This is a genomic window from Bradyrhizobium sp. UFLA05-112 (genome assembly GCF_053572325.1).
In genome coordinates, this window is record NZ_JBANBK010000012.1 from 16,734 (window position 1) to 42,955 (window position 26,222).

A 26,222-nucleotide genomic window follows, 5' to 3' on the forward strand; every position below is an offset into this window, starting at 1 on the left:
GGCTCAAGCCTGCATGGCGCTTCAGCTCACCACCGGCGAGATCAAGAAATTCTCCGAGCCGCCGCTCCCCCCCGTCTTGCAGACATCGCCGTCGATTCGGACCTTGCCGGTCGCAAGCAGGCGCAGCGCTTCGGGATAGATGCGGTGCTCGACTTCGAGGATACGTTCGGAGAGCGTATCCGCCGTGTCGTTGTCGCTGACGGGAACCGCGCCCTGCATCACGATTGGGCCGGCATCGGTCGCGGGGATCACGAAGTGCACCGTCGCGCCGGACAGCTTGACGCCCGCGCGCAAAGCCTGGCCGTGCGGATCAAGACCGGGGAAGGACGGCAGCAGCGAGGGATGGATGTTGAGCATTCGTCCGTACCAGCTTTGCGTGAACTCTGCCGTGAACAGCCGCATGAAGCCGCCGAGACAGATCAGCTCGATGCCGTGCTGGTCGAGCGCGGCATGCAGCGCCGCCTCGAAGCCGGCGCGGTCCTTACCGAACGGCTTGCTCTCGATCACCAGCGTCTTTACGCCGCTCGCCCTCGCCTTCTCCAGGCCCAGTGCGGCGGCCTTGTTCGAAATGACGAGCGAGATCTCCGCCGGAAAATCCGGTGCGGCGGCGGCCTTGATCAGCGCCGCCATGTTGGAGCCTCGGCCTGAGATCAGGATGGCGACACGGCGCTTCATGGGTTTTACAGCGACAGATCGAGTTGGCCGTTATAAACGACGCGATGCTCGCCCTCGGCCGGGATCACAGTGCCGAGTTGCGCCGCCGTCTCGCCGGCATCGGTGAAGACCTCGATCACCTTGTCGGCGGCATCCGGCTCGACGATCGCGATCATGCCGATGCCGCAGTTGAAGGTGCGCAGCATTTCGAGCTCGGCGATGCCGCCTTGCGCCGCCAGCCATTTGAACACCGGCAGCACCGGCAAGCGGGCGAGATCGATGCCGACACCGAGATGTTTCGGCAGCACGCGCGGGATGTTGTCGGTGAAGCCGCCGCCGGTGATGTGGGCAAGGCCCTTCACCGCGCCGGTCTCGCGGATCGCGCGCAGGCAGGATTTGACATAGAGCCGGGTCGGCGCGAGCAGCGCCCCCCCGAGCGTCATGACCGGCGCAAACGGCGCCTGGGCCTCGAAGCCCAGGCCGGACTGCTCGACGATCTTGCGCACCAGCGAGAAGCCGTTGGAATGCACGCCCGAGGACGCGAGCCCGATCACTGCATCGCCCGCGGCGATATCCTTGCGCGGCAGTAGCGTCCCGCGCTCGGCAGCACCAACCGCGAAACCGGCGAGATCATAGTCGCCGTCCTTGTAGAGGCCCGGCATCTCGGCGGTCTCGCCGCCGATCAATGCGCAACCTGACTCGCGGCAGCCTTCGGCAACGCCCGCGACGATCGACGCAGCAGCCTCGGGGTCGAGCTTGCCGCAGGCGAAATAGTCGAGGAAGAACAGCGGCTCAGCCCCCTGCACCACGAGGTCGTTGACGCTCATCGCGACGAGGTCGATGCCGATCCCGCCATGCAGGCCGGTCTCGATAGCGATTTTGACCTTGGTGCCGACACCGTCGGTGGCGGCGACCAGGACCGGGTCCTTGAACCCGGCTGCCTTGAGATCGAACAGGCCACCAAAACCGCCGATCTCGGCATCGGCGCCGGCACGCGCGGTGGCGCGCACCATCGGCTTGATCAGGTCGACCAAGCGATTGCCCGCATCGATGTCGACGCCTGAATCGGCGTAGGTAAGGCCGTTTTTGCGGTCGGTCATGCCGGATTTCCAGTGGATTTGCGGCTGGTTACGTCGAATTCGAGGGTTGCGCAATGGCTCGCAAGAGGCCTGAGGCTATACTATGTAGATATCAACCGGTTCAGCCTCCAAAGGGCCGGATTCGAGGTCACACCGGGTGCCGGGAAGCGCCGCGTGAGTATTCCGAACATCATTACCCTGGGCCGCATTATGCTGGTCCCGATCATCGTCTGGGCGATTGTGTCGAGCCAAATGGAGGTGGCGTTCGCCGTCTTCCTGATCGCCGGCATCAGCGACGCCGTCGACGGCTTCCTGGCCAAGCGCTTCAACATGAGGAGCGAGCTCGGCGCCCTGCTCGATCCGCTCGCCGACAAGGCGCTGCTGGTCTCGATCTATCTGGCACTCGGCATCTGGGGCGACATCCCGCGCTGGATCGTGATTCTGGTGGTCTCCCGCGACATCATGATCGTCGCCGCCGTGATCGTCTCCTGGCTGTTCGACAAGCCGGTCGAGATGAAGCCGTCGAAAGTGTCGAAGCTCAACACTGCAGCCCAGGTGGCGTATGCGGCGTTGGTGCTGGCCTCCCTTGCCTTCGGCTTCAACCCCGGACCCTATGATATAATCCTGATGGGCCTCGTCACGGTCTTCACGCTCTCCTCCGTGTCGCTCTATCTCGTCGAGTGGCTGCGACACATGAGCACGATCGAGGCGAAATGAGGGGGATGCGGCCCCGCAAAAGGCCAACTCCCGCCCGATAGGTCGAATCTCTTCGAACAAAGCCGGCCCGTCCGGCATGGAGCAAAGCAAGCGTGGCAGGCCGCGTTCATCCCCGACAACTGGCGTTTTCGCTTCCGCATGCGGAAAGCCTGAGCCGGGACAATTTTCTCGAAGGCCCCGCCAACGCCGCCGGTCTCGCCCTGATCACCGGTTGGCCCGAATGGCCAAACCGGATCATGTGGCTGGCGGGGCCCGAAGGCTCAGGTAAGAGCCACCTCGCCGCCATCTGGGCCGAAGAGGCGGGCGCCCGCTCCACTACCGCCAATGCATTGACTGCGGCCGCCGTGCCTGGAGCGCTCGCCACGGGCGCACTGGTCGTCGAGGACCTGAAAGCGAAGGATTTGGATGAGCGCGCGCTCTTCCATCTGTTGAACCTCGCGCGCGAGGACGGCGCCTACGTCCTGCTCACAGGCCGCGAGGTACCGGCGGCACTGGATATCGAGCTGCGCGACCTCCGCTCGCGCCTGCGCGCCGTGCCGGTGGTGTCGCTCCTGCCGCCGGACGACCAGCTTTTCCGCGGCCTGATCGTCAAGTTCTGCGCAGACCGCCAACTGAGCGTGGATGAGAGCGTGGTCAGCTATCTCGCGACCCGCCTGGAGCGCTCCTCCGCCGCCGCGCGGCGGGCCGTGGAGTTGCTCGACGGCGAAGCCCTGCGGCTCGGCCGGCCCGTGACCCGCGCACTGGCGGCCGAGCTGCTCCGCGACGCCTGACATTTCCAGTCCCTTTTGCAGGCCCCCGCCCACCTCGACCGCTTGACGCGGCCGAGCGGCGGAACATCAATGTCATCGAAACGTCATCGCATTAACACATGCTCCCGCCGGTTTTGCGCGTAAGTCGCAAAGTAAGGCGAGACAATATGGACCGACTTCTCATGGACTCCGCGCAAGCTATTGAAATCAAAGAAAAAGAACTAGAAGCGACGGGTCTGCCGGCGATCGCCACGAGCCCCGAGCGATTCATCAATCGCGAGCTCTCCTGGCTACATTTCAACCGCCGGGTCCTGGAGGAATCCGTCAACTCCCACCACCCGGTGCTGGAGCGGGTGCGATTCCTGTCGATTTCGGCGAATAACCTTGATGAGTTCTTCATGGTCCGCGTCGCCGGCATCAAGGCGCAGGTCCGAGAGGGTATCCCCGAGCGCAGCCCCGACGGCCTGACCCCGTCCGAGCAACTCGCCCTGATCAACCGGACCGTCTCGCAACTCGCAAGCGACCAGCAGGCGATCTGGCGCGATCTGCGCGGCACGCTTGCCGAGGTCGGCATCGTGCTGGTGGACGGCAAGGATGTCACCAAGGCAGAGCGGACGTGGCTGGAGGACTACTTTCTCCACAACGTATTCCCGCTGCTCACCCCGCTTGCGATCGATCCCGCCCACCCCTTCCCGTTCATTCCGAGCCTCGGCTTCACCATCGCCCTGCAGCTCACGCGCGCCGCCGACGGCAGGCAGATGAACGCGCTGATCCGCATGCCCGGCAAGATCGACCGCTTCATCAAACTGCCCGTTGATGGCGTGACGCGGCTGATCCCGCTCGAGCAGGCTACCGCACTCTTCATCAACCGTCTGTTCCCCGGCTATACCGTGCACGGCCAGGGCGCCTTCCGCATCATCCGCGACTCCGAAATGGAAATCGAGGAAGAGGCCGAAGACCTCGTTCGCGTGTTCGAGACGGCGCTGAAGCGCCGCCGCCGTGGATCGGTGATCCGGCTCGAGGTCGATGCCAAGACGCCTGAGCAACTGCGCAACTTCGTGCAGCACGCGCTTTCAGCTGCCGATGACGAAGTGTTCCTGGTCGACGGCGTGCTCGCCATGAACGAGCTGTCGCAGCTCACCCGCCTCGATCGCCCCGACCTCGAATTCACCCCGTACGTGCCCCGTCATCCCGAGCGCGTGCGCGAGCATGGCGGCGACATCTTCGCTGCGATCCGGCAAAAGGACCTCATCGTCCACCATCCCTATGAATCCTTCGATGTCGTGGTGCAGTTTCTCCAGCAAGCCACGCGCGACCCCGACGTCGTCGCGATCAAGCAGACGCTCTACCGCACCTCCAACAATTCGCCGATCGTGCGCGCGCTGGCCGAGGCCGCCGAGGCGGGCAAGTCCGTCACCGCGCTGATCGAGCTCAAGGCGCGCTTCGACGAGGAAGCGAATATCCGCTGGGCGCGCGACCTCGAGCGCGCCGGCGTGCAGGTCGTCTACGGCTTCCTCGAGCTGAAGACGCATGCAAAACTCTCGATGGTCGTGCGCCGCGAGGGCGGCAGCCTCACCACCTATGTTCACACCGGCACCGGCAACTACCATCCGGTGACCGCGCGCATCTACACCGATCTCTCCTACTTCACCTCGGACCCGACCATCGGCCGCGACGCTGCGCGCGTGTTCAACTTCATCACCGGCTACGCGGCACCGAGCGATCTCGACAAGATGGCGGTATCGCCGCTGACGCTGCGCAAGCGCATCCTCGAGCACATCCAGGGCGAGATCGAGTATGCACGGCACGGCAAGCCTGGCGCGGTCTGGATGAAGATGAATGCCCTGGTCGACCCCGACATCATCGACGCGCTCTACGAGGCGTCTCAAGCCGGCGTCCAGGTCGAGCTCGTGGTGCGCGGTATCTGCTGCCTGCGGCCGGGTATCCCCGGCCTGTCAGAGAACATCCGCGTCAAGTCGATCATCGGGCGCTTCCTCGAGCACGGTCGAATCTACTGTTTCGGCATGGGCCAGGGCCTGCCGAGCGCGAAAGCGGCTGTGTATATCTCGTCAGCCGACATGATGCCGCGCAATCTCGATCGCCGTGTCGAAGTGCTGTGCCCGCTGCAAAATCCAACGGTACATCAGCAGGTTCTCGAACAGATCATGGTCGCGAATCTGAAGGACAACGAGCAGAGCTGGCAATTGTTGCCCGATGGATCGTCAACGCGTATGAAAGCCGCGAAGGGCGAGGAGCCTTTCAACGTGCACAACTACTTCATGACAAATCCGAGTCTGTCTGGCCGTGGAAAGTCGCTCAAGGAATCCTCGCCGCGGCGTCTCACGCGCCGGAACGAACGTCATCAGTCCTGATTGGGGATTGTTGCCGTGACACGGCCGCGCAAACGTGGCGCAAGCGTCGCGGTGATCGATATCGGCTCCAACTCGGTTCGTCTCGTCGTCTACGAGGCGTTGGCGCGGAGCCTCATTCCGATCTTCAACGAGAAGACGCTCTGCGGCCTCGGCCGCGAGGTGCAGAGCACCGGTCTGCTCGCGCCCGACGCGGTCGACAAGGCGCTGACCTCGCTGAAGCGATTTCGGGCACTCTGCCGCGTGATGCAGGTCGGCCGCGTCTTTGCGATCGCGACTGCCGCGTGCCGGGACGCCTCCAACGGCCCCGACTTCATCGCCAAGGCCGAGCGTATCTGCGCGGTGAAGATCGAGATCCTGTCGGGCCCGCGCGAGGCACGGCTCTCGGCGCTCGGCGTCGTCTCCGGCATCCACCACCCCGACGGCATCGTCGGTGATCTCGGCGGCGGCTCGCTGGAGCTCGTCGAGGTCCACCGCAACAGCGTGCGCAGCGGCGTGACGCTGCCGCTGGGCGGGCTCGCCCTGCAGGATCTCGCGCATAAATCGCTGAAGCGCGCCGACCGTATCGTGCGCGAGGAACTCGACGCCGTGGCGCAGCTCAAGGCCGGGCATGGCCGCACCTTCTATGCGGTCGGCGGCACATGGCGCGCACTCGCCCGCATCCACATCATCCAGAGCGGCTATCCGCTCCAGGTGATGCACGGCTATTCGATACCGGCGGCGGATGCGCTGGATTTTGCGCGACGCCTGCGGCGCCTGGTTGCGTCCAACATGCTCGCCGACATCGAAGTAGTCGCCGACGCGCGGCGGCCGCTCCTCACCTATGCCGCGCTGGTGCTCGAGCACATCATCCGCGTCGCCCGGCCGAAGACGATCGCGTTCTCGACCTTCGGCGTGCGCGAAGGCCTGCTGCACGAGAAGCTGTCGGAAGCCGAACGTGCCAAGGACGGATTGATCTGCGCTGCGGAAGAGCTGAACCAACTGATGTCGCGCTCGGCGCGCCATGCCCGCGAGCTGATCGAGTGGACCGACCGCTTCGTGCGCGTGGTGAAGCTGCGCGAGACGGAAGAGGACCGCAGGCTTCGCCACACCGCGTGTCTGCTCTCCGACATCGGCTGGCGCGTCCATCCCGACCACCGCGGCGAGCAGACGCTGAGCCTCGTGGTAAACGGCAATTTCGGCGCGATCAGCCACGAAGGCCGCGCCTTCGTCGGCCTGTCGGTGTTCTATCGCTATGCAGGCTTGAGCGAAGAGAACCAGCCGCCGCTGACGATGCAGGAGCTGCTCACGCCTGCGCATCTCGAGCGCGCGCGGCTCTTGGGCGCCGCGTTCCGCGTTGCGCATCTGATCTCGGCGGCCCGGCCCGGCGTGCTGCCCGCCACCCATTTCCGCAGCACTGGCCGCAAGCTGATGCTGGTGTTCGAGCACCGCCTCGGCGATCTCGTCGCCGATCGCGTCGGCGGCCGCTTCAAGCAGCTCGCCCGTCTGGTCGGCCGCTCGGGGTCGATCGTAAGGCGTTAGACTAGAGCACGATCCGGAAAAGTGTGCAGCGGTTTTCCCCTCGCGACAAACGCGGAACGCGTTTGCGCGGAGATCATGCTCAAACGATAAAGTTTATTCAGCCGACACCTTGGCGTGGCGTTCGGAAGCTTCGAGCGCAGCTACATGCAGGCTGCGCCGGCGCCAGATATAGCCGACGACCAGCACGACGATGACGCCGAGCACGGCGCAGAGATATTCGGCACCCGCGCCGCCATGGGCAAATTGCGGCGGGATGCGCAAGCCCGCAAGCAGCGTGTCCAGCGATACGCCGACCGGACCGTCGGACAGCGCATGCAGCTTCGGCTCGACGCCCGGATCGGTCGCGATCACCTCGCCGGCGATCCAGCCGAGCAAAGCCGCGCCGGCCCAGACCAGGATCGGCAGTTTTGACAGCAGCGCCATAATCAGCGCGGCGCCGGCCACGATCAGGGGAACGCTGATCGCAAGGCCGAGGACCAGGAGCGGCACGCTGCCATTGGCGGCGGCCGCAACCGCGATCACGTTGTCCAGACTCATGATGATGTCGGCGACAACGACGATCTGCACCGCCTGCCACAGATGCGAGGCCGAGGCGACGTCGTCCTCGTCCTCGTTCTCCGGCACCAAAAGCTTGGCGGCGATCACGATCAAAGCGAGACCGCCGACCAGCTTGAGGTATGGCAGCGCCATCAGGCTCGCGACGATGCCGGTGAAGACGATGCGCAGCAGCACAGCGGCCCCCGCACCTAGCACCATGCCCCACAACCGATGCCGCGGCTTCAGCCCGCGGCATGCAAGCGCGATCACCAGCGCATTGTCGCCGGAGAGCAGGATATTGATCCAGATGATCTTGCCGACCGCGACCCAGAACGCCGGCTCGGCCATTTCATTGCGGAACTGGGTGAAGAACGACCCGAGCGTGGCGGGGTCGAAGATCTGCCAGAGCCAGTTCACAATGCGTCCTTCCGATCAGCCGACGATCTCGTTGCCCGAGAAGAACTGGGCGATCTCGATCACGGCCGTCTCGGGGGCGTCGGAGCCATGCACCGAGTTCTCGCCGATCGACTTGGCGTAGAGCTTGCGGATGGTGCCATCGGCCGCCTTCGACGGGTCGGTCGCGCCCATCGCCTCGCGGTACTTGGCGATCGCGCCCTCGCCTTCCAGCACCTGCACGACCACGGGGCCGGAGGTCATGAACTCGACGAGCTCGCCGAAGAACGGACGGGCCTTGTGCACGGCATAGAAGGTCTCGGCCTGGCCCTTGGTCATACGGATGCGCTTCTGGGCGACGATGCGCAGGCCGGCCTTCTCGATCACGGCGTTGACCGCACCGGTCAGGTTACGCTCGGTCGCGTCGGGCTTGATGATCGAGAAGGTGCGTTCAATCGCCATGGTTCTGTCCTTGAGAAGGGGGGTGATTTGGAGTTGCCGGGCTTATATCGGCGCGATCGGCGAACGGCAAGCGACCGGCCAAAAGGGCCTCACAGGCGGATCGCCGCGGGGGCCGGATTCCTTAATTACTATTATTTCATCGAGATGAACCCAATCTGCAACGTCCATTCAGGCCCCGGTTCAGGATCACCGGCTTAATGTCGGGGCCATCGAGACGCGTTCTGCCCTTCAAGAGGCGTTTCGGCGGCCATTCCATCGACGCGCAGGCCCGCGCCGGCAGTTTTGAGGAGATCACGATGTTGAGGAAACTTTCGCTTGCTGCAGTCGCCGCGGTCGGGCTGGGTGCCGCGCTGGCTCCGACCTCTGCCTCCGCCCATTGGTATGGCGGCGGTTGGCATGGCGGCTGGCACCATGGCTGGGGCTGGGGCGCACCGCGTTTCTATGCCGGCGGCCCCGTCTCCTACGGCTATGGCGGCTGCTATGTGCGCCAGCTGGTCCCGACCCCCTGGGGACCCCGCTGGCGGCTGGTGAACCGCTGCTACTGAGCCCGTCAGCACCTTCCAAGAGAACTTCCAGAAGAAGCCCCGGCGTCCCCCACCCGCCGGGGCTTTGCCTTGAGCGCACATTGCCGCGCTCATACAATTTTTACGAGAATGAAAGGCGGTCCCCATCGGGACCGAAACTATTTCGCGGACAGTGACTTGGTAGGGTGTCCTTGCTTTTCACGATGGAACCCGCGATGCCTCGCCAATCCGCCAACGACAGCGAACAGATGGACCGGCGGACCAGCCGATCGATCTGCGACGCCATCGGCGAACGGCTCCAGCAGAGCCTACGGCCCGAGCCGCGGCTTCCGACATATCTCGAGCACCTCGTGAACGAGCTGCGCAAGCGGGATCGCGACCGCGATCCGCAGAACTAGGCGTAACAACGGGGTTGCGTTTGCCTCGCGCTGCGGTGACAAGGCCGCATGCTCACCATCACCGACCTTTCGGTCCGCCTCGCCGGACGCCTCCTGATCGACCAGAGCTCCGTGCAGATCACGCCCGGTTCGCGCGTCGGCCTGGTGGGACGCAATGGTACCGGCAAGTCGACGCTGTTCAAAGTGATCCGCAGCGAGCTCGCCGCCGAGCATGGCTCGGTCGCGCTGCCGCCGCGCTGGCACATCGGCAGCCTGGCACAGGAGGCGCCTGACGGCCCGGAAAGCCTGATCGAGGTCGTGCTCAAGGCCGATCTCGAGCGCGACGCGCTGCTGCGCGAGGCCGACACCGCGCACGACCCGCATCGCATCGCGGAGATCCAGACCCGGCTCGTCGACATCGATGCGCATTCGGCCCCTGCCCGCGCGGCTGCGATTCTCAGCGGCCTCGGCTTCTCGGCCGCGAACCAGTTGCGCGCCTGCTCGGAGTTCTCCGGTGGCTGGCGGATGCGCGTGGCGCTTGCCGCGACGCTGTTTGCAGCGCCCGACCTCCTGCTGCTTGACGAGCCCACCAACTATCTCGATCTCGAAGGCACGCTGTGGCTGGAGGACCACCTCGCCCATTATCCCCGCACCGTGATCGTGATCAGCCACGACCGCGATCTCCTCGAAAGCTCGGTCGACCAGATCCTGCACCTGGATCGCGGCAAGCTGACGCTCTATCGCGGCAGCTACTCGTCATTCGAGGAGCAGCGCGCCGCGCGGGAAATGCTGGATGCCAAGCAGGTCAAGCGCCAGGAGGCCGAGCGGGCACGCCTGCAAGCCTTCGTCGACCGCTTCAAGGCCAAAGCCTCCAAAGCGCGTCAGGCCCAGTCGCGCGTCAAGATGCTGGAGCGGCTGAAGCCGATCACGGCGCTGGTGACGCAGGACGTGCACGAGATCAGCTTCCCGCCGCCGGAGAAGACGCTGTCGCCACCGATCATCGCCGTCGACAACGTCTCGGTCGGCTATGATCCTGCGACCCCCGTGCTGAGCCGCGTCACCTTGCGCATCGACAATGACGACCGCATCGCGCTCTTGGGCGCCAACGGAAACGGCAAGTCGACGCTGGTGAAGCTGCTCGCAGGCAAGCTCACGCCGTTCTCCGGCAGGGTCACACGCGCCGACAAACTGTCGATCGCCTATTTCGCGCAGCACCAGCTCGACGAGTTGAACGAGGATGCCTCCGCCTACGACCACGTCCGCAAGCTGATGGGCGATGCGCCCGAGGCCAAGGTACGCGCGCGCGCCGGCGCGATCGGCTTTTCCGGCAAGGCGGCCGACACCAAGGCCGGCAAGCTGTCCGGCGGCGAGAAGGCGCGGCTGCTGCTGGGCCTTGCGACCTTCTTCGGCCCCAACATGATCATCCTGGACGAGCCGACCAACCATCTCGACATCGACAGCCGCGCCGCGCTTGCGGAGGCGATCAACGACTTTCCCGGCGCCGTCATCATGGTCTCGCACGACCGCTACCTGATCGAGGCCTGTGCCGAGCGGCTTTGGCTGGTCGCGGACCGCACGGTGACGAACTATGACGGCGATCTCGACGACTACCGGCGCGTGGTGCTGTCGGCGGCAAGCGTGGATAACGGCCCACGCGAGCGCAATGGCGCAAGCGAGAAGCCGCAGCGGGCGCGATCGGACAATCGTGGCCCGCTGAAGAAGCGCATCGCAGAGGCCGAGGCCGAGATCGCGCGCGTCAGCGAGATCATCGCCAAGATCGATACCGCACTCGCCCTCCCCGACATCTTCACCCGCGACCCCAAGCAGGCCGCGCAGCTCTCCAAAGCACGCGCCAACGCCGCCGACGCGCTCACGCGGGCTGAGGAGCAATGGCTCGAGGCCAGCGCGCAATATGACGAGGCGGCGGGTTAGAGCTCCGCGGCTGCTAGGCCGTCACCAAAAATCTGAAAAACAACCCCATGCAAAGTAGAGGTGTAATAATACCTCAACCTCTAAAACCGTCGGCGATGAGTATCTGATCCGCCGAGCCGGTCATCGACCGCGACAAATTGGTTGATGGCACAGATCGCACATCTCACCGCCTTTGCTACGCGATAGCCTTGCCGGATCGATGAAAGCCGAGGTTTTCTCGATGTGCCGCGCGAAGCCTCACAGTTTCTGGCGCTTGCGTGCCCCTATTGGGCTCCACAAAACGAGAAGACTTCTTCTGTGCAGCTTGCTGTATTTCGGATCGCCAAGCCACGCGGACGAGACAGCGAAGCACATTCTGATCTTGCATTCCTACAACTACACATTTCCAGCCACGTCCATGGCCTCAGACGCCGCGCGCAGCCGTATACTGGAGCGGTCGCCGCAGAAATGTGTATAAGAGACAGTTGTCATACAGCACCGGGATGATTTCGCGCCTCATGTTCCCGTCGTGTTTCTCGGTGTCTCACGGCAGGGCTACTCGGCTGCAAAGCCGCCGTCTGACGTGACCGGCCACATTGTCGACCTCGACGCAAATCTGAATGGAACCATCGCTCTGGCCGAGCGCCTTCAACCGGATACGCGTCGCCTCTTCGTCATTGCAGGTAGCGGTCTTGTCGACCGCCGATGGCAACCGATCGCTCGGAGAGCCGTCGAGGCGCGAGATCGTAAGCTCGAGACGACCTATCTGTTCGATCTGCGCTACGACGAAGTCATCGCCAAGGTCGCCGAGATCCCTAGCGACTCGATCGTCATTCTCCTTTCGATGTTTCGCGACGGCGCCGGGAGGGCACTGATGCCGTCCGAGGTCGCGGCCCAGCTCATCAAGTCTTCGTCGGCACCGATTTATGCACCCTATCCCTATCCGGTGAGAGGCTTTATCGGCGGGTTCAGCGAAAGCTACGAAGCAATGGGCCGCACCGCTGGCGACATCGCGCGCGAAATTCTTGCAGGCAAGGACCCAACCTCGATTCCTCCTCGAACCAGCTCCGAAGCGGCTTACCGGGTCGACTACCAGGCCATGCAACGTTGGGGCCTGAGCGAGAGCAATCTTCCGCCCGGCTCGGTGGTTCTCTTCAAGGCGCCCGGCGCTTGGGAGCTCTATCATCGCTACATCATCGGAGCGGGCTCCCTCATCGTCCTCCAGTCGCTCCTCATAGCCGCCCTCATCGCGCAGCGATCGCGCCGCTGGGCGGCGGAGCAAGACAATCGCTCGAAGGAGAGCGCGCTGCGGACCAGCTATGAGCAACTGCGCTACCTTGCCGGCCGACTGATTCATGCGCAAGACGAAGAGCGTCGGAGGATCGCACGAGAATTGCACGACGATGTCGGCCAGCGCGTCGCCTCGCTGTCAATCGGATTGAGCAGCCTGAGACGCCGTCTCCCGGGATCGCAGGAGCCGATCAGGGCCGAACTGTCGCAGCTTCAGCGGCTGACAGTCGATCTGGCGGAAGATATGCGCGACCTCTCGCATGGTCTGCATCAGGGTGTGCTCGAACATGCAGGTTTGCCAGAGGCGTTGCGCGAACGCTGCGAAGAGATCGCCCGTGACTCGAACACATCGATCGATCTCGATGTCGCCGAAGGCTGTACGGCGGTCAGGGACGACGTCAAGCTGTGCCTGTACAGGGTTGCGCAGGAAGCACTGCGCAACATCGCCAAGCACGCCCATGCCCGGACCGGGCGTATTTCGGTCGCGCGCGAGGACGGTCAAATCGTGATGAGGATTGCCGACGACGGGGACGGTTTCGACGCTGACGCCTCCGGCAGCCAGTGCGGCCTCGGGCTTCTGAGCATGCGCGAGCGCGTGAGGATGCTGGGCGGCACGTTCGAGATCAAGTCGGCACCGAAGGCAGGCACCGTTGCCACCATCTGCATTCCGGCCGGGGGATTGCATTGAGACCGCGCGTGATCCTCGCTGATGACCATGTGATGGTCGCGGAAGGGCTCGGCCGGCTGGTCGGCGAAGTCGCCGACCTCGTTGCGCAAGTCGACAATGGAAAACAGCTCGTCGAGGCCGTGCAGCGATTGAAACCCGACATCGTCGTGTCCGATGTCACCATGCCCGTCATGAGCGGACTGGAGGCCCTTCGCCAGCTCAAGGCAGGAGGCTCGAAGGCTCGTTTCATCTTCCTGACGGTTCACACCGAACCACAACTCGCAACGCAGGCGATACGCGACGGCGCATGCGGTTACCTTCTCAAGGCAGCCGCCGGAGAGGAATTGCTCGACGCGATCCGAGCAGTCATGGCAGACCGTATCTATCTAACGCCACATATCACCAAGGACGTGCTGGAGACGATGTCACGCTCCGCCGATGCCGGTAGATCCTCGCTCTCGTCGCGCCAGCTGGAAGTGCTGCGGCTGATCGCGCAGGGCAATCGCATGAAAGAGATCGCCGCCCAGCTTGGGATCTCCGTGAGAACAGTGGAAGATCACAAGAGCCAGTTACTTGCAGCACTCGGCGTCAAGAGCACTGCCGATTTGGTAAAATTTGCCATCAAACAAGGTCTCATTCCCGAGTGAGATGACCGGGAAATCCGGGTGCCCCTGCCCCGTGATATCCACGCTCGAAGTTTCGACTTTCCCCGATGTGTTCGTTTGCTTGGACGCGTAGGTTTGGCGCGAACTCAAGGCACCGCCAACCGCCGAGACGGACATGAGGCGAATACGTGTCATCTTGGCAGAGGATCACCCCGAGATGGCTCAGCGCCTGCAAGCCCTGCTCGACTCCCGTTACGACGTCCACGTCGTGCCCGATGGACAGGCCCTGATCGCGGCCGCGCGTCTCGAGGCTCCCGACCTCATCATCAGCGATATCGCGATGCCCGGCATCAGCGGATTGACGGCAGCGCGCCGAATCCTGGACACGCGTCCGCAGTCCCTCATCCTCTTCGCGACTGTTCTGCACGAACCCGCAATCATCCTGCGAGCGCTCGCGGAAGGTGCGCGGGGCTATGTCGTGAAATCCGATGCAGGCGACGAGTTGGTGGACGCGGTCGAAACCGTTCTTGCAGGGGGGAAATACGTTTCATCTTCCGCGCGAACCGCGCTCGGCGGCGGGCTGAGGAGCGACTGAGAGCAAAAGAGATTCAAGTCGACAAAAAGAAGGCTGCCGATAAGGCGGTGGAGCAGATCGAGAGGCACGGTGAATGATCAATTCCCTTTTTGCAACGGTCGCGGCTCCGCGGTCTCGCCCGGATGACCGCGCACGAGCCCCGTTGCCCGCCACCGGAGCCGGCACTTCGAGATGCGAGGACAACGCCGATGTTGACGACTGACCACAAGGGCATGACCCTTATCCCCGGTGGCACGTTCAGAATGGGTTCGAACCAGCACTATCCGGAGGAAGCTCCTGTGCACCGTGTCGCAATTGATCCGTACTGGATCGACTGTACGCCGGTCACGAACCGTCAGTTCAAGGCATTCGTGAAGGCGACGGGCCACGTCACGTTTGCTGAAATCCCGCCCGATCCGAAGGACTATCCGGGTGCATTGCCCCATATGCTCTATGCCGGCTCGCTTGTTTTTGTGCCTCCCCAGCGACCGGTTGACCTCCACGACTGGAGCCAATGGTGGACCTTCATGAAAGGTGCCGATTGGCGCCACCCTTACGGTCCGAAGAGCAGTATCGCCAATCTCGACGATTATCCTGTGGTGCACGTCGCCTACTCCGATGCGCTCGCTTACGCGCACTGGGTCGACAAAGACCTACCAACCGAGGCTGAATGGGAATTCGCTGCGCGAGGGGGCCTGGATGGCGCGGAGTTCGCCTGGGGTGACGAGCTCACGCCAGGAGGCAAGCACATGGCCAACACCTGGCAGGGCAGCTTCCCGCATCAGAATCGCTGCGATGATGGCTTCGCACTCACCTCGCCGGTGATCGCTTTTCCGCCCAACGCCTATGGCGTCTACGACATGATCGGCAACGTCTGGGAATGGACCAGCGACTGGTACACGCCAAGCCACGAAGCCGATGCGCCGAAGGCCTGTTGCGTTCCAGAGAACCCACGCGGTGGATGTCAACAGCAGAGCTACGATCCCTGCCAGCCCAATATCAAGATCCCGCGAAAAGCTCTGAAGGGCGGCTCGCACCTCTGCGCCCCGAACTACTGCCGCCGCTACCGCCCGGCCGCTCGCCACGCTGAGCCGGTCGATACCTCCACGACTCACGTCGGCTTTCGTTGTGTCATCCGCAAAAGGAGCGAAGCATGAGTGCGAATAGCGATCAAGACGCAATCAAAATGAAGGACGCAACCCTGAACCGACGCCGCATTCTGCTGGGTAGCACCGCGTTTGCAGCGACCTCCGCGCTTGCCGCTGCCGGGCAGCTCCAGGTGGGCGAGGCACAGGCGCAACAACCCGCTCCGTCCGGACAGCGGCCGAATATCCTCGTCATCTGGGGCGACGATGTCGGATTGGCCAACGTCAGTGCCTATTCGTTCGGCCTGATGGGATATAGGACGCCGAACATCGACCGTATCGCCCATGAAGGCTTGATGTTCACCGACTACTACGCCGAGCAGAGCTGCACTGCGGGACGCGCATCGTTTATCACGGGCCAATCCGGTCTGCGCACCGGAATGACCAAAGTTGGCCTGCCTGGCGCCGCGCTCGGCCTGCGTTCCGAGGACATCACCATTGCCGGGGCGCTCAAACCGTTCGGCTACGCCACCGGCCAATTCGGCAAGAACCACCTCGGCGATCGCAACGAATTCCTGCCGACAGTGCACGGCTTCGATGAATTCTTCGGCAACCTCTATCATCTCAATGCCGAGGAAGAGCCCGAGCGCGAGGACTATCCGAAGGACCCCTCGTTCAAGGCCAAATTCGGTCCGCGCGGCGTGCTCAAATGCAGGGCCACCGACCGCGACGACCCAACCGTCGATCCGCGGTTCGGCAAGGTCGGCACGCAGACCATCGAAGACACTGGCCCGCTTTCCAGGAAACGAATGGAAACGGTCGACGACGAGACGACCAACGCCGCGATCGACTTCATCAAGCGGCAGGTACAGGCCAACAAACCGTTTTTCTGCTGGTGGAATGCCACGCGCATGCACCTCTACACGCATGTGCGGCCGGAATACAGGGGGCGCAGCGGTCTGAGTGAATACATCGACGGCATGCTCGAACACGATGGGGACGTCGGGAGCCTGCTCAACGCACTCGACGATCTCGGCATCGGCAACAACACTATCGTGATTTATGGGACGGACAACGGCGTACACATGAACTCGTGGCCCGACGGCGGGATGACGCCGTTCCGCAGTGAGAAGAACACCAACTGGGAGGGCGCCTACCGCGTTCCTGCGATGATCCGCTGGCCAGGCCGCATCAAGCCGGGACAGGTCAGCAACGAAGTCTTCGCCGCACTCGACTGGTTCCCGACGTTGCTGGCCGCGGTCGGCGAGCCCGAAATAAAGAGCAAGTTGCTGACCGGCTACAGCTCGATGGGCAAGACGTTCAAGGTCCATCTCGACGGCTACAATCAGTTGCCGTTCCTCACTGGCCAGCAGGATAAATCCGAGCGCAAGGAGTTCTTCTATATCAACGACGACGCCGAGCTCGTAGCGATACGTTATCAAAACTGGAAGGTCGTGTTCTGTGAGCAGAAGACGCCCGGTACCCTCGATCTTTGGGGAGAACCGTTTGTCTGCCGGCGGTTGCCCAAGTTGTTCAACTTGCGAACGGATCCCTACGAGCGCGCGGATATCACATCAAATACCTACTACGACTGGACGATGCAGCGGGCATTCTTGTTTGTTCCGGCGCAAGCCTTCGTGGCGCAGTTTGTCGCGACATTCAAGGACTTCCCGCCACGGCAAAAGCCGTCAAGCTTCAGCGTCGATCAGATCATGAGTCAATTGGAGAGCGCGCACGGCGGTTGAAAGCCGCAAACGGAGCGCCGACCTGCGTTTAGGCTGGCCGGCGCTCCAAGGGATTCCGGTCAACGGGAGATCGCCATGACCGCCAGCATGCAGCAAGCGACCCGACGCTTGATTCTCGTCGCGTTGCTTGGAGCCACGTCTTGCCTGCTTGCAAGCCACGATGCGTCAGCGCAATCCGACCCGCTGCCGTCCTGGCACGACGGTGCGGCGAAGAGATCAATCACCGATTTCGTCGCACGCGTGGTTACGCCAGGCAGCGCGGATTTTGTGCGCCCCGCCGAGCGCATCGCGGTCTTCGATAATGATGGGACGCTTTGGTCTGAGCAGCCGGTCTATTTTCAGCTCGCGTTCGCACTTGATCGCATCAAAGCGATGATGCCGCAGCATCCGGAATGGAAGGACATGCAGCCATTCAAGGCGGCGATCGAGGACGACGCGAAGGGACTGGAGGCCGCCGGCGAGAAGGGGCTGCTCGAAATCGTGGCGGTCAGCCACGCTGAGATGACAACCGATGCCTTCTCCGGAACGGTTGCTGATTGGTTAGCGACGGCGCGCCACCCGCGTTTCAATCAGCCCTATGACAAGCTGGTCTACCAGCCGCAGCTCGAGCTCCTCGCCTACCTCCGTCAAAACGGCTTCAAGACGTTTATAGTATCGGGCGGTGGCGTCGAGTTCATGCGGGTATTCGCCGAGCGGACCTACGGTATTCCTCCCGAACAGGTCGTCGGTTCGTCCGGCGTGGTGAAGTTCCAACTCGGACCCAGCGGCACTCCCGAGCTAATCAAGCAGCCCAAGGTCGAATTCGTCGACGATGGCCCCGGAAAGCCGGTCGGTATCAACCGCTTCATCGGCCACCGGCCGATCCTCGCCTTCGGCAACTCTGACGGTGATCTTCAAATGCTGCAATGGACGATGGCCGGGCAAGGTCCCCGTTTTGCCGGCATCGTGCACCACACGGACGGCGCGCGGGAGTACGCCTATGACCGGCAATCCAAAGTTGGAAAACTCGACGAGGTATGGGACGAGGCTAAGCGGCGAGGATGGACCATCGTCGACATGAAGGAGGACTGGAAGCAGATCTTTCCGGCGGAAGGCGCAGGGAAGTAAACGATCCAACTTCAATCGGGATGCTCTTCCGAGCGCTGTTGGCCTGTCGTTAGAGCTTGGTAGAAACGGGTGGCCTGCCATGATCATCGAACCCAAAACGACGGACGCTCCGATCGCATCGATTCGGGAAGGCTTGGCTCGAAGGACCTATCCTGGAGGTTCGACGATCTTCGCGGAAGGCGAAACCGGAACGATCGCGTATGTCTTGCTTCGGGGCGATGTGACCATTTTTCTCCGGTTTGGAACCGATCAGGAGCGTGCCGTGACCGAGCTGAAGCCCGGCCAGATGTTTGGCGTGCACGCATTGATGGCAGGAGCGCAGCGCGCCGCATCGGCCTACACAAGAAATGGATGCGAGCTCTTGGCCATCAGCGAGAGCCGGCTCAAGCAGAAACTGGCGGAGGCCGATCCGTTCCTCCGGTACTGGGTCGACTATCTGTCTAAGCGCATCATTGATCTGTCCACGTAGTCGTTCTGAGTGGAGCTCAAAACCATGCGCTCTGCATCAGCTCGTAGCCCCCATATCCCGATCTTCGTGACGGTGCTCACGTTGTTTGTGCTGGCAGCGCTGCTCCTCGGAACTGCACTGACAATCACCAACTACGTCGAAACGCGCAGAACGGCCATCAAGGCAGCCACGGACACCTTCAAGGCAACGATCGACCGGATCAACGAGCGGCGGTTGGGATTTTTTGCCCCTGCCTTTTTGATAGCGGCACAGCTCAGCGAGGATCCATCCGTCAAGGAGTTTGACGGGCTGAAGACCTCGATTCAGGCCCTTATCCTGACCAGTTTGACGCTGAACCCGCAGATATCGGCAGCTTACGTCGGCTACGAAGATGGAGACTACTTCCAGATCCTGTCGATTTCGGAGACGGAGGTTGCTTTCGTTGCCGGGATCGGCGGGCCGCCGGCGACGCGCTTCGCGATACAGGAAATCCGTCACAATGTCGCGGGCACGCGCACGGAGACTTGGCGATTTCTCGATGCCGGCCGGCATCAGTTGGGCACGCGGAGCAACGACGCCGACTACGATCCCCGCCGTCGCGATTGGTATCGCGACGCCAGGGCGCATCCCCAGAAGATTATCCGGAATGTGCCGTACATCTTCGCCACCACGTCACAAGCTGGAATGACGCTCGCGAAGGCCTTTGAGGGCGGCGCGGTCGGCGTTGACATCACGCTTGACCGATTGATGGCCTACGTCCGGTCCGCCACGCTCAATGAACAACATCGCTTCGTGGCATTCGACGAGGAGAAGCGGGTCCTGGCTCATTCCGATCCCAGCCAGATGTTCAGGTCGTCCGGCACGGGGAAAGCCGAAGCGATCAACGTTGCCAGAGTCGGAGATCTTTCCGATCCGGTCGTCCGGGAGGCTATGCGGATATTCGATCAGGACGGTCCCTATTCCCTGGTTCGCTTCCGTGCTGCCGGTGCGGACTACCTCGCAACCGTCGTTCGCCAGGTTGCACGCGACGGAGGTGTGTTCTTCGTGCTCTATTCGGCTCCGCTTTCGGATTTCCTGGGAACATTGGCAGGTGCGGCTGCGCGAAGCATTCCTGCCGCGCTTCTCATTTTCGTCCTATCTCTGCCGGCGATTGCCTATCTGGCGCATTCGATTTCAAGGCCCGTCATGAGACTGGCGGGCGAGGCCGACCTGATCCGATCGTTCAGGCTGGACGATCCGATCGGGTTCGACTCGCGCGTCCGCGAAATCAACGTCCTGATCAGGTCGATGTCCGGGATGAAGAGCACGATCCGCGAGGTGTCGAAGTTCGTGCCGAAGGCACTCGTGAGGGACATCCTGCAAAGCGAGAGCGTGGTCGCGGTCGGCGGAGAGACTCGCAACATCAGCATCATGTTCACTGATGTTCAGGATTTCACGTCGATGGCCGGCGTCACTCCCGCCAAGGATCTGATGATGAATCTATCGACGTATTTTGAAGAGCTCGCCTCCGTGATCATCAGCGAGCAAGGCACCGTCGATAAGTTCATAGGCGACGCAATTTTCTCGTTCTGGAACGCACCGCAGCCGGTCGCTCGCCATCAGCATGTGGCCTGTCGCGCGTCGCTCAGGTGCCGAGCAGCCGCTCATCGCCTGTGCGAGCGCTGGAAAGAACTCGGCCTTGTGCCCTGGCACACCCGTTTCGGACTTCACGGGGGTGACGCGATTCTGGGCAACGTAGGTTCGACCGACCGGATCGACTACACTGCAATCGGCGACACAGTGAACGTCGCCTCTCGAATCGAGGGACTGAACAAATATTACGGGACCGAAATTCTGGCGAGCGGTCAAATCGCGGAAACCTGCTCGGACGAGTTTCTCTTTCGTCGCGTCGACAGGATTCAGCCGAAGGGAGCCGAAAACTCGTTTGATGTGTTCGAACTACTTGGTGCCCTGGAAGGTCCGGAGGACTGTCGTGCCACGCCAGCGATGCTGCGGCTCGCTGGCGATTGGCACAATGCTTACGAGGCATACTCCAGCCGGGACTGGATGCGCGCGTTCGAGGCCCTGGATACGTTTGCCCGAGAGCGTCCGGATGACGTGCTGGCTGGAATCTACCTCGAATGTGTATAAGAGACAGGCTCCGAAGTCTTCAGGTTGCCTTGCGAAGAGGCCGGAACGCGTTGCGGACCTCCCTGCTGAAGATCCCAGGTTGCTCCCACGCGGCGAAGTGACCGCCGGCCTCGGCCTGATGGAAGTAATCAGCTTGTGATAGGCCTTCTCGGCCCAGCTCCGGGGCGCAACGAAGCTCTCGCCGGGAAATGCCGTCACGGCGGCCGGGATCGAGACGTTGGCAGGCAAATAGAGATTTGTCTTGTTTTCCCAGTAGAGCCGCGCCGAGGAAATCGCGCTGTTGGTCACCCAGTACAGCGTGATGTTGTCGAGCACGTCGTCGCGGGTCAGCGCGCCCGCGGAATGTCCGTTGACGGCGCGCCCAAGCACCGCCGATTGCATCGCCGAGGCCGGCTGCGCAAAGCCGTCGCCGTGGTCGAGCAGCCAGGCCGCAAGGCCAGCCGGCGAATCCGTCAGGGCTGCCAGCGTTTGCGGACGCGTCCCCATGATCTGCGCATAGGCGCGCCGCTTCGCGAATTGAATCTTGAGCTGGTCGAAGGCGTGCTGCTCATCCGGAGCAAGATTGTCCGGAGCAGGATTGCCCGATGCCACCGCCTTGAATATCTCGGGCGGAACCACGCCGGGCAAGTTGACGTGGATGGCGAGCAGCTCCGGCGCGCCCAGCTTTGCCATTTCGTTGGAGACGGGCGAGCCCCAGTCGCCACCCTGCGCGACGAACTTCTTGTAGCCGAGCCGCTTCATCAGCACGACCCACGCGCGCGCGATGCGCTGCGGATCCCAGCCGGTCGCGGTTGGCTTGCCGGAGAACCCATAGCCCGGCATCGAAGGGATCACCAGATGGAAGGCGTCTTCAGCGCTACCGCCGTGTGCGGTCGGATCGGTCAGCGGATCGATGATCTTCATCTGCTCGATGACGGAACCAGGCCAGCCATGCGTCACGATCATCGGCAACGCGTTTTCGTGTTTCGAACGAACGTGAATGAAGTGGATGTCGAGTCCATCGATCTCGGTGATGAACTGCGGCAGGGCATTGAGCCGCGCCTCGACCTTTCGCCAGTCGTAATCGGTTTGCCAGTAGCGGACGAGGTCCTGCAGCATGGCGAGCGGCACGCCCTGGGAGTCGTCGTCGACCGTCTCTTTCTCAGGCCACCGGGTCGCCGCGAGGCGACGGCGTAGGTCAACGAGATCGGCTTCGGGAATTTCGACGTGGAAAGGACGGATCTCGTCATTCGTTGCGGCCGGCGCCGAACGTATCGCAAACAGGTTGGCGACGCCTGCAGCGGCAAGTCCAGCGGCAGCTCCGACGAGCAGCTTGCGCCTCTCATGATCGATAGTCTCATGGTTTGGCTGCACTGCGGCGATTGCAATTGGCTTGCGAGATTGCGTGGTCATTTCACGATCTCCTCAGTATGGGACACGGCCGGCAAGGCCGCGATCACGTCGCTGGTTGTCAGGATCGAGTGGGCGTAGGTTGGGCCGTTCAGCTCGTGAGCGGCATGCATCATTTCGTGGGTGAAAGCGGCCGTGGCGTCGCGCACCAGCGTGACGTGATAACCGAGCTCCATGGCGTAGCGGGCGGTGGACTCGATGCAGGTGTTGGCGAGCAACCCGACCACGATCACATGGGTGATCCCCTTCTGCTTCAGCTGGAAATCCAGGTTGGTGTTGGCGAAGCCGCTTTGACCCCAATGTTCGCTGGCGACGATATCGCCTGGTTTCGGCGCGAAGTCAGGATGCCACTCGCCGCCCCATTCGCCACGCGCGAAGTGGTGTACATGCATGACCTTCCGCTGCGTGGGGTTGGGATGGTCCCAGTGCTCATAGTCGCCCGGCTCCCACCGTCGGTGCGGAACGATGACGACCTGAACGCCCGCGGTACGGACGGCGCCATCCAGCCGACGCAGGTTGTCCAGCAGCCCGACCTCATCGGCGATCGGCTTGATATGCGGATAGACTTTTCCGCCCTCGGACAAGAAATCATTGTAGGGATCGACGAAAAGCAGAGCGGTTCTCCCGCGTGAATAGAAGGTCTCGGTCACTGTCGCCTCCTCGGGCCGCGTGCGGCCGGTTGCATCGGGTTCAGTCGGGCAGCTTTTGGCCGGTCTGCTCCCGGACGATGTACTCGGCGTACCAGTCCGGCCAGCTCGCATCGGGTGCGCCTGCCCGCTTCTCGTGTTCGCCATGAGCGAGGGCCGCGCGACGGAGGGCTGCGGCGAGATCGGCTGGCGAGGCGAAGGTCGCCTGATCCCCGCTGAGGCGACCCGGCAAACGCTGCGTGACCTGTTGAAGCAGCCAGACATTCCCGTCCGGATCGTCGAACGTGGCCAACGAGCCGTAACTGGGACGTTCCGGATCGGGACCCGGGATAGGACCTTGCGGTCCGCGGTGAAACACGTCGCTCACATCGATACCGCGCGCGATGAGCTCGGCGCGGGCCGCCACGATGTCGTTCACGATGAGAAAGCGGGGTAGCGCCGGTCCGGAGCCGAGATGGATCGAGGCTGGCGAGCCCGGAGGGGTGAATTGCACAGCCCTGGATCCGTCGGCCCTGACGAAATCGGCATCGAGCCGCCAGCCCAGATTTTCATAAAAGCGCTTGGCGCGGTCGACGTCGGAAACGGGAATGACCGTGACTTCCAGCTTCATGTCGACCTTGCCCGGTTTCCGGTCTTCCCTTTCGGTAGTCATGGTTCGCTCCTCTGTTGACGAACCGGGCGCCTAAGGCCGCCCGTTGCACTTGAACCGACCTCGCCCCATATTTGCTATGAAAGTCATAGGCACAAGCGCGATGAAGAAAACGTGATGAAGACCGTAAATGACAATACTGCTGACCAAACACTCTGCCCCGTGGCGCGCGCCGAGACAGTCGTAGGCGATCGCTGGACGGTATTGATCCTACGCGAGCTGTTCATGCGGATGCACCGCTTCGAGGAGATCCAGGCGCAGACGGGCGCGACACCGCAAATGATCGCGGCGCGACTGAAGAAGCTGGAAGCTGACGGCATGGTGAAGCGGCGTGCCTACAACAAGCGGCCGCTGCGTTACGAATATCAACTCACGAAGAAAGGCGATGCCTTCTATCCCGTGATCCTGGCGTTACGCGCCTGGGGAGAGACCTGGTGCAAGTCGCCGAAGGAAGGCCGCGCAGTGAGCTATACGCATCTCACCTGCGGCAAGCCGGCCGGCCTTGGTCCGGCCTGCGAATCCTGCGGCAAGCCGCTTCATCGCGCGGATCTGGTCGCCGAACGGGCTCTCAAATACCAACGAGAGCGCGAGGCGCGGTGGGAAGCTTTCAAGGCGAACCGCTAGATATTCAGCACCCGAGCGATGGTGTTCGGTCATTCCGCCCCGCGCTCTTCGGACTCACAAGAAGCATCACGTAAGGTTCGCCATGAGTGGTTACCCGTCGAGTCAGTTTGACTGCTCGCGCTGACGTTGGCTCGCCTCGTAACGTGCATTCGCCTCCTCGAACAGGCGGCGCCTCTGCTCGTGGTCCAAGCGGTGCTCGTCGAGGGTCAGTGAGTCCCATTCGCTGCGCTCGGCGGCGAAGAAATCGCCGCCGTAGATGTGGATTGCCCCGGTCAGCCGATCGATCGGGTTGATGACCGAATGGATGATGTCGGGGCCGAATGCCACGGCGTCTCTTTCCGATAGGGCCTTCGCGCCGGCGGCCTCGACTTTATGGGGCGTGCTTGGAATTCGCCGCCAGAAGATATTGTCCTCTCGACCCGAGTAGACCCCGATCACGGCCCACATGCGGTGATCGTGGGGCATCACCATCATGCCTGGCGCCCAGACCACGTTCAGGATCGTTAGCGTGTCCGAATGGAAGAGCTTGCGGCTTTCGGGACGCCTCGGCTCACCAAGCCCCCTGAGGACTGCCGCTGGTTCAGACACCGCGCGCGCAAGAACCTCGCGAACTGCTTTGTGGGTGGGGTCTGCCGCAAAAGCTGCGCGGCAGTCGGCGATAAATTGCTCGGGTTCGAACATATCAATCTCCTTTTAGAGACCAATGGCTGTCAACCGGATCGCCCAACGCGCGGCGTATGCGCGCGCCGTCTTCGCTCATGCTTCGTGGACCGTAATTGGCTCCCGCCCGTTCGATACGTCGTCACCGCGTTTCGGGTCCTCGTAGCAGGCAACAGGAGAAGGCGGCTTGATCGGCATTCGCAACTCCGCAACCGCGGCGAGATGGAATTTACATCACCAGCAACTGTTCGGCCATGCGCTTCGATTGCGCATTCGGCGTTTTGCATTGCGTGAATGCATGGTCACAATTTCAGCCTACCGATCGCTCGAACCAAGGTATCGTTGCCGATTGCCCCCAAAATCCGGCGCTCGTAGAATATCCCGGTCTGGCCGTTGTTGCGACACTGAGCTTCGCGAGGGCTTGGCGAGATGTCCGATACCATATTCGATCAGAGCGCTTGGCTTCAGCGTATTGGGTATTCCGGGCCGGTCACACCAACGCTCGAAACGCTCAATCGATTGATTTTCGCACACGCGCATTCAATCGCCTACGAAACATTGGATATCATGCTTGGACGACCGCCCAAGCTCGATGTGCCTGCGCTCCAACAAAAGATGATCGCCAAGAAGCGCGGCGGATACTGCTTCGAACAGAACATGCTGTTCCGGGCCGGACTGCGGTCGCTCGGATTCAGGATTACGAGTCTGCAGGGGCGCGTCGTACGTGGACTGGCGATCGATGCGCCGCGCCCGGCAATTCATATGCTGTTGAAAGTAGAGTTACCCGAAGGAGCTTATCTTGCCGATGTTGGCTTCGGAAATCTCGCGCCGACCTCGGCGCTGCTGCTTGCACCGCAGATCGAACAAGAGACACCCCACGAATTGATGCGGTTTGTCGATGTTGACGGCGAACTGACACTCCAGGCACGGCTCAAAGATGGCTGGCAGCACATCTATCGCGTGATCCCCTACCCGCGCTACGATGGCGAATACGAGATCGCGAATTGGTATACGGCGACGCACCCGGAGACGCCTTACCAAGGCAACATCATCGTGGCAAAGCCGGGATCAAACAGAAGCCGGATCACGATGTACAACACACGCGTCACGATACGCGATGCGGATGGGCACGCTGAGAAACGCTGGCTCGCAAGCGAGAGCGAATTCAAAGAGGTGCTGCGCGGAGAATTCGGGCTCGACATGTCCGATCAGGAGATCGAAGACTGCGTGGCCGTCATGAAGGCCAAGGGCACTGGAGACGCCCCGCACCCGTTTTTCGCCTAGGTCACTTCCACGTCGGCAACGGGTC

Annotated in this window: 24 protein-coding genes and 1 pseudogene; 17 read left to right on the forward strand and 8 right to left on the reverse strand. The window is 62.5% G+C overall.

From position 1 onward, the window contains the following. Positions 1-21: 21 nt before the first annotated feature. Together purN and purM are read right to left on the reverse strand one after the other, a co-directional pair. Positions 22-675: a phosphoribosylglycinamide formyltransferase gene (purN, locus tag SO180_RS09355; protein WP_449378519.1), complete on the reverse strand. Its 654-nt coding sequence runs from the start codon at positions 673-675 to the stop codon at positions 22-24. A gap of 5 nt (positions 676-680) precedes the next feature. Further along, entirely contained in the window at positions 681-1,754 is a 1,074-nt protein-coding gene (purM, locus tag SO180_RS09360) for a phosphoribosylformylglycinamidine cyclo-ligase (protein ID WP_449378520.1), read from the reverse strand. Positions 1,755-1,907: 153 nt separating this feature from the next. Between purM and SO180_RS09365 the strand changes: the two genes are divergently transcribed. The 4 genes from SO180_RS09365 (at position 1,908) to ppx (ending at position 7,089) form a co-directional block, all read left to right on the forward strand. Continuing rightward, positions 1,908-2,450 carry a CDP-alcohol phosphatidyltransferase family protein gene (locus tag SO180_RS09365; protein ID WP_449378521.1) on the forward strand — a complete coding sequence of 181 codons (543 nt, stop codon included), beginning with the start codon at positions 1,908-1,910 and terminating at the stop codon, positions 2,448-2,450. Positions 2,451-2,542: 92 nt separating this feature from the next. Continuing rightward, a complete protein-coding gene (locus SO180_RS09370; RefSeq protein ID WP_449378522.1) occupies positions 2,543-3,220 on the forward strand; it encodes a P-loop NTPase family protein in 678 nt (225 codons plus the stop codon). Between the two features lie 161 nt (positions 3,221-3,381). Then, a complete protein-coding gene (locus SO180_RS09375) occupies positions 3,382-5,571 on the forward strand; it encodes an RNA degradosome polyphosphate kinase (protein ID WP_449378628.1) in 2,190 nt (729 codons plus the stop codon). Positions 5,572-5,586: 15 nt separating this feature from the next. Then, a complete protein-coding gene (gene ppx / locus SO180_RS09380; RefSeq protein ID WP_449378523.1) occupies positions 5,587-7,089 on the forward strand; it encodes an exopolyphosphatase in 1,503 nt (500 codons plus the stop codon). A 93-nt stretch (positions 7,090-7,182) separates the two neighbouring features. On the opposite strand, the gene SO180_RS09385 is transcribed toward ppx, so the two are convergent. Then, positions 7,183-8,043 carry a TerC family protein gene (locus tag SO180_RS09385; RefSeq protein WP_449378524.1) on the reverse strand — a complete coding sequence of 287 codons (861 nt, stop codon included), beginning with the start codon at positions 8,041-8,043 and terminating at the stop codon, positions 7,183-7,185. 15 nt (positions 8,044-8,058) lie between these two features. Next, positions 8,059-8,481 (reverse strand): nucleoside-diphosphate kinase, encoded by a 423-nt coding sequence (gene ndk, locus SO180_RS09390; RefSeq protein ID WP_027522612.1) that lies wholly within the window; start codon positions 8,479-8,481, stop codon positions 8,059-8,061. A 296-nt stretch (positions 8,482-8,777) separates the two neighbouring features. Here ndk and SO180_RS09395 point away from each other — a divergent pair, with 296 nt between their 5' ends. From SO180_RS09395 to SO180_RS09445, 11 genes are all read left to right on the forward strand, one after another. After that, the gene (locus SO180_RS09395; protein ID WP_449378525.1) at positions 8,778-9,026 is read left to right on the forward strand and encodes a sulfur globule protein precursor; all 249 of its coding nucleotides are present in this window, start codon (positions 8,778-8,780) and stop codon (positions 9,024-9,026) included. A 194-nt stretch (positions 9,027-9,220) separates the two neighbouring features. After that, positions 9,221-9,403, forward strand: coding sequence for a hypothetical protein (locus SO180_RS09400; protein WP_254094860.1), 183 nt, complete (start codon positions 9,221-9,223; stop codon positions 9,401-9,403). A 48-nt stretch (positions 9,404-9,451) separates the two neighbouring features. Then, the gene (locus SO180_RS09405) at positions 9,452-11,314 is read left to right on the forward strand and encodes an ABC-F family ATP-binding cassette domain-containing protein (protein WP_449378526.1); all 1,863 of its coding nucleotides are present in this window, start codon (positions 9,452-9,454) and stop codon (positions 11,312-11,314) included. An 853-nt stretch (positions 11,315-12,167) separates the two neighbouring features. Beyond that, a complete protein-coding gene (locus SO180_RS09410) occupies positions 12,168-13,271 on the forward strand; it encodes a sensor histidine kinase (protein WP_449378527.1) in 1,104 nt (367 codons plus the stop codon). An 8-nt stretch (positions 13,272-13,279) separates the two neighbouring features. Then, complete coding sequence (locus tag SO180_RS09415) at positions 13,280-13,897, forward strand: response regulator (protein ID WP_449378528.1); 618 nt, start codon at positions 13,280-13,282, stop codon at positions 13,895-13,897. Positions 13,898-14,030: 133 nt separating this feature from the next. Continuing rightward, complete coding sequence (locus tag SO180_RS09420; protein WP_449378529.1) at positions 14,031-14,450, forward strand: response regulator; 420 nt, start codon at positions 14,031-14,033, stop codon at positions 14,448-14,450. A gap of 188 nt (positions 14,451-14,638) precedes the next feature. Continuing rightward, positions 14,639-15,586, forward strand: coding sequence for a formylglycine-generating enzyme family protein (locus tag SO180_RS09425; protein ID WP_449378530.1), 948 nt, complete (start codon positions 14,639-14,641; stop codon positions 15,584-15,586). 29 nt (positions 15,587-15,615) lie between these two features. After that, entirely contained in the window at positions 15,616-17,259 is a 1,644-nt protein-coding gene (locus SO180_RS09430; RefSeq protein ID WP_449378531.1) for an arylsulfatase, read from the forward strand. 75 nt (positions 17,260-17,334) lie between these two features. After that, complete coding sequence (locus tag SO180_RS09435) at positions 17,335-18,366, forward strand: HAD family hydrolase (RefSeq protein ID WP_449378532.1); 1,032 nt, start codon at positions 17,335-17,337, stop codon at positions 18,364-18,366. A gap of 79 nt (positions 18,367-18,445) precedes the next feature. Continuing rightward, positions 18,446-18,835, forward strand: a complete 390-nt coding sequence (locus tag SO180_RS09440) for a cyclic nucleotide-binding domain-containing protein (RefSeq protein WP_449378533.1) — start codon at positions 18,446-18,448, stop codon at positions 18,833-18,835. A 24-nt stretch (positions 18,836-18,859) separates the two neighbouring features. After that, on the forward strand, positions 18,860-20,944 hold the full coding sequence (locus tag SO180_RS09445; RefSeq protein WP_449378534.1) for an adenylate/guanylate cyclase domain-containing protein: 2,085 nt from the start codon (positions 18,860-18,862) through the stop codon (positions 20,942-20,944). A 19-nt stretch (positions 20,945-20,963) separates the two neighbouring features. On the opposite strand, the pseudogene SO180_RS09450 reads toward SO180_RS09445, so the two are convergent. The 3 genes and pseudogenes from SO180_RS09450 to SO180_RS09460 all read right to left on the reverse strand — a co-directional run bounded on the left by SO180_RS09450 (position 20,964) and on the right by SO180_RS09460 (position 23,632). After that, positions 20,964-22,336 (reverse strand): annotated as a pseudogene (locus tag SO180_RS09450) (epoxide hydrolase family protein). Next, complete coding sequence (locus SO180_RS09455; protein WP_449378535.1) at positions 22,333-22,983, reverse strand: cysteine hydrolase family protein; 651 nt, start codon at positions 22,981-22,983, stop codon at positions 22,333-22,335. Before SO180_RS09455 ends, SO180_RS09450 begins: the two are co-directional and overlap by 4 nt. Before the next feature lie 40 nt (positions 22,984-23,023). Further along, the gene (locus SO180_RS09460; protein ID WP_449378536.1) at positions 23,024-23,632 is read right to left on the reverse strand and encodes a VOC family protein; all 609 of its coding nucleotides are present in this window, start codon (positions 23,630-23,632) and stop codon (positions 23,024-23,026) included. A 114-nt stretch (positions 23,633-23,746) separates the two neighbouring features. Between SO180_RS09460 and SO180_RS09465 the strand changes: the two genes are divergently transcribed. Further along, positions 23,747-24,253, forward strand: a complete 507-nt coding sequence (locus tag SO180_RS09465; RefSeq protein WP_449378537.1) for a winged helix-turn-helix transcriptional regulator — start codon at positions 23,747-23,749, stop codon at positions 24,251-24,253. Between the two features lie 102 nt (positions 24,254-24,355). On the opposite strand, the gene SO180_RS09470 is transcribed toward SO180_RS09465, so the two are convergent. Beyond that, a complete protein-coding gene (locus tag SO180_RS09470) occupies positions 24,356-24,934 on the reverse strand; it encodes a cysteine dioxygenase family protein (protein ID WP_449378538.1) in 579 nt (192 codons plus the stop codon). Positions 24,935-25,342: 408 nt separating this feature from the next. Between SO180_RS09470 and SO180_RS09475 the strand changes: the two genes are divergently transcribed. Further along, complete coding sequence (locus SO180_RS09475) at positions 25,343-26,197, forward strand: arylamine N-acetyltransferase family protein (protein ID WP_449378539.1); 855 nt, start codon at positions 25,343-25,345, stop codon at positions 26,195-26,197. Positions 26,198-26,222: the final 25 nt, after the last annotated feature.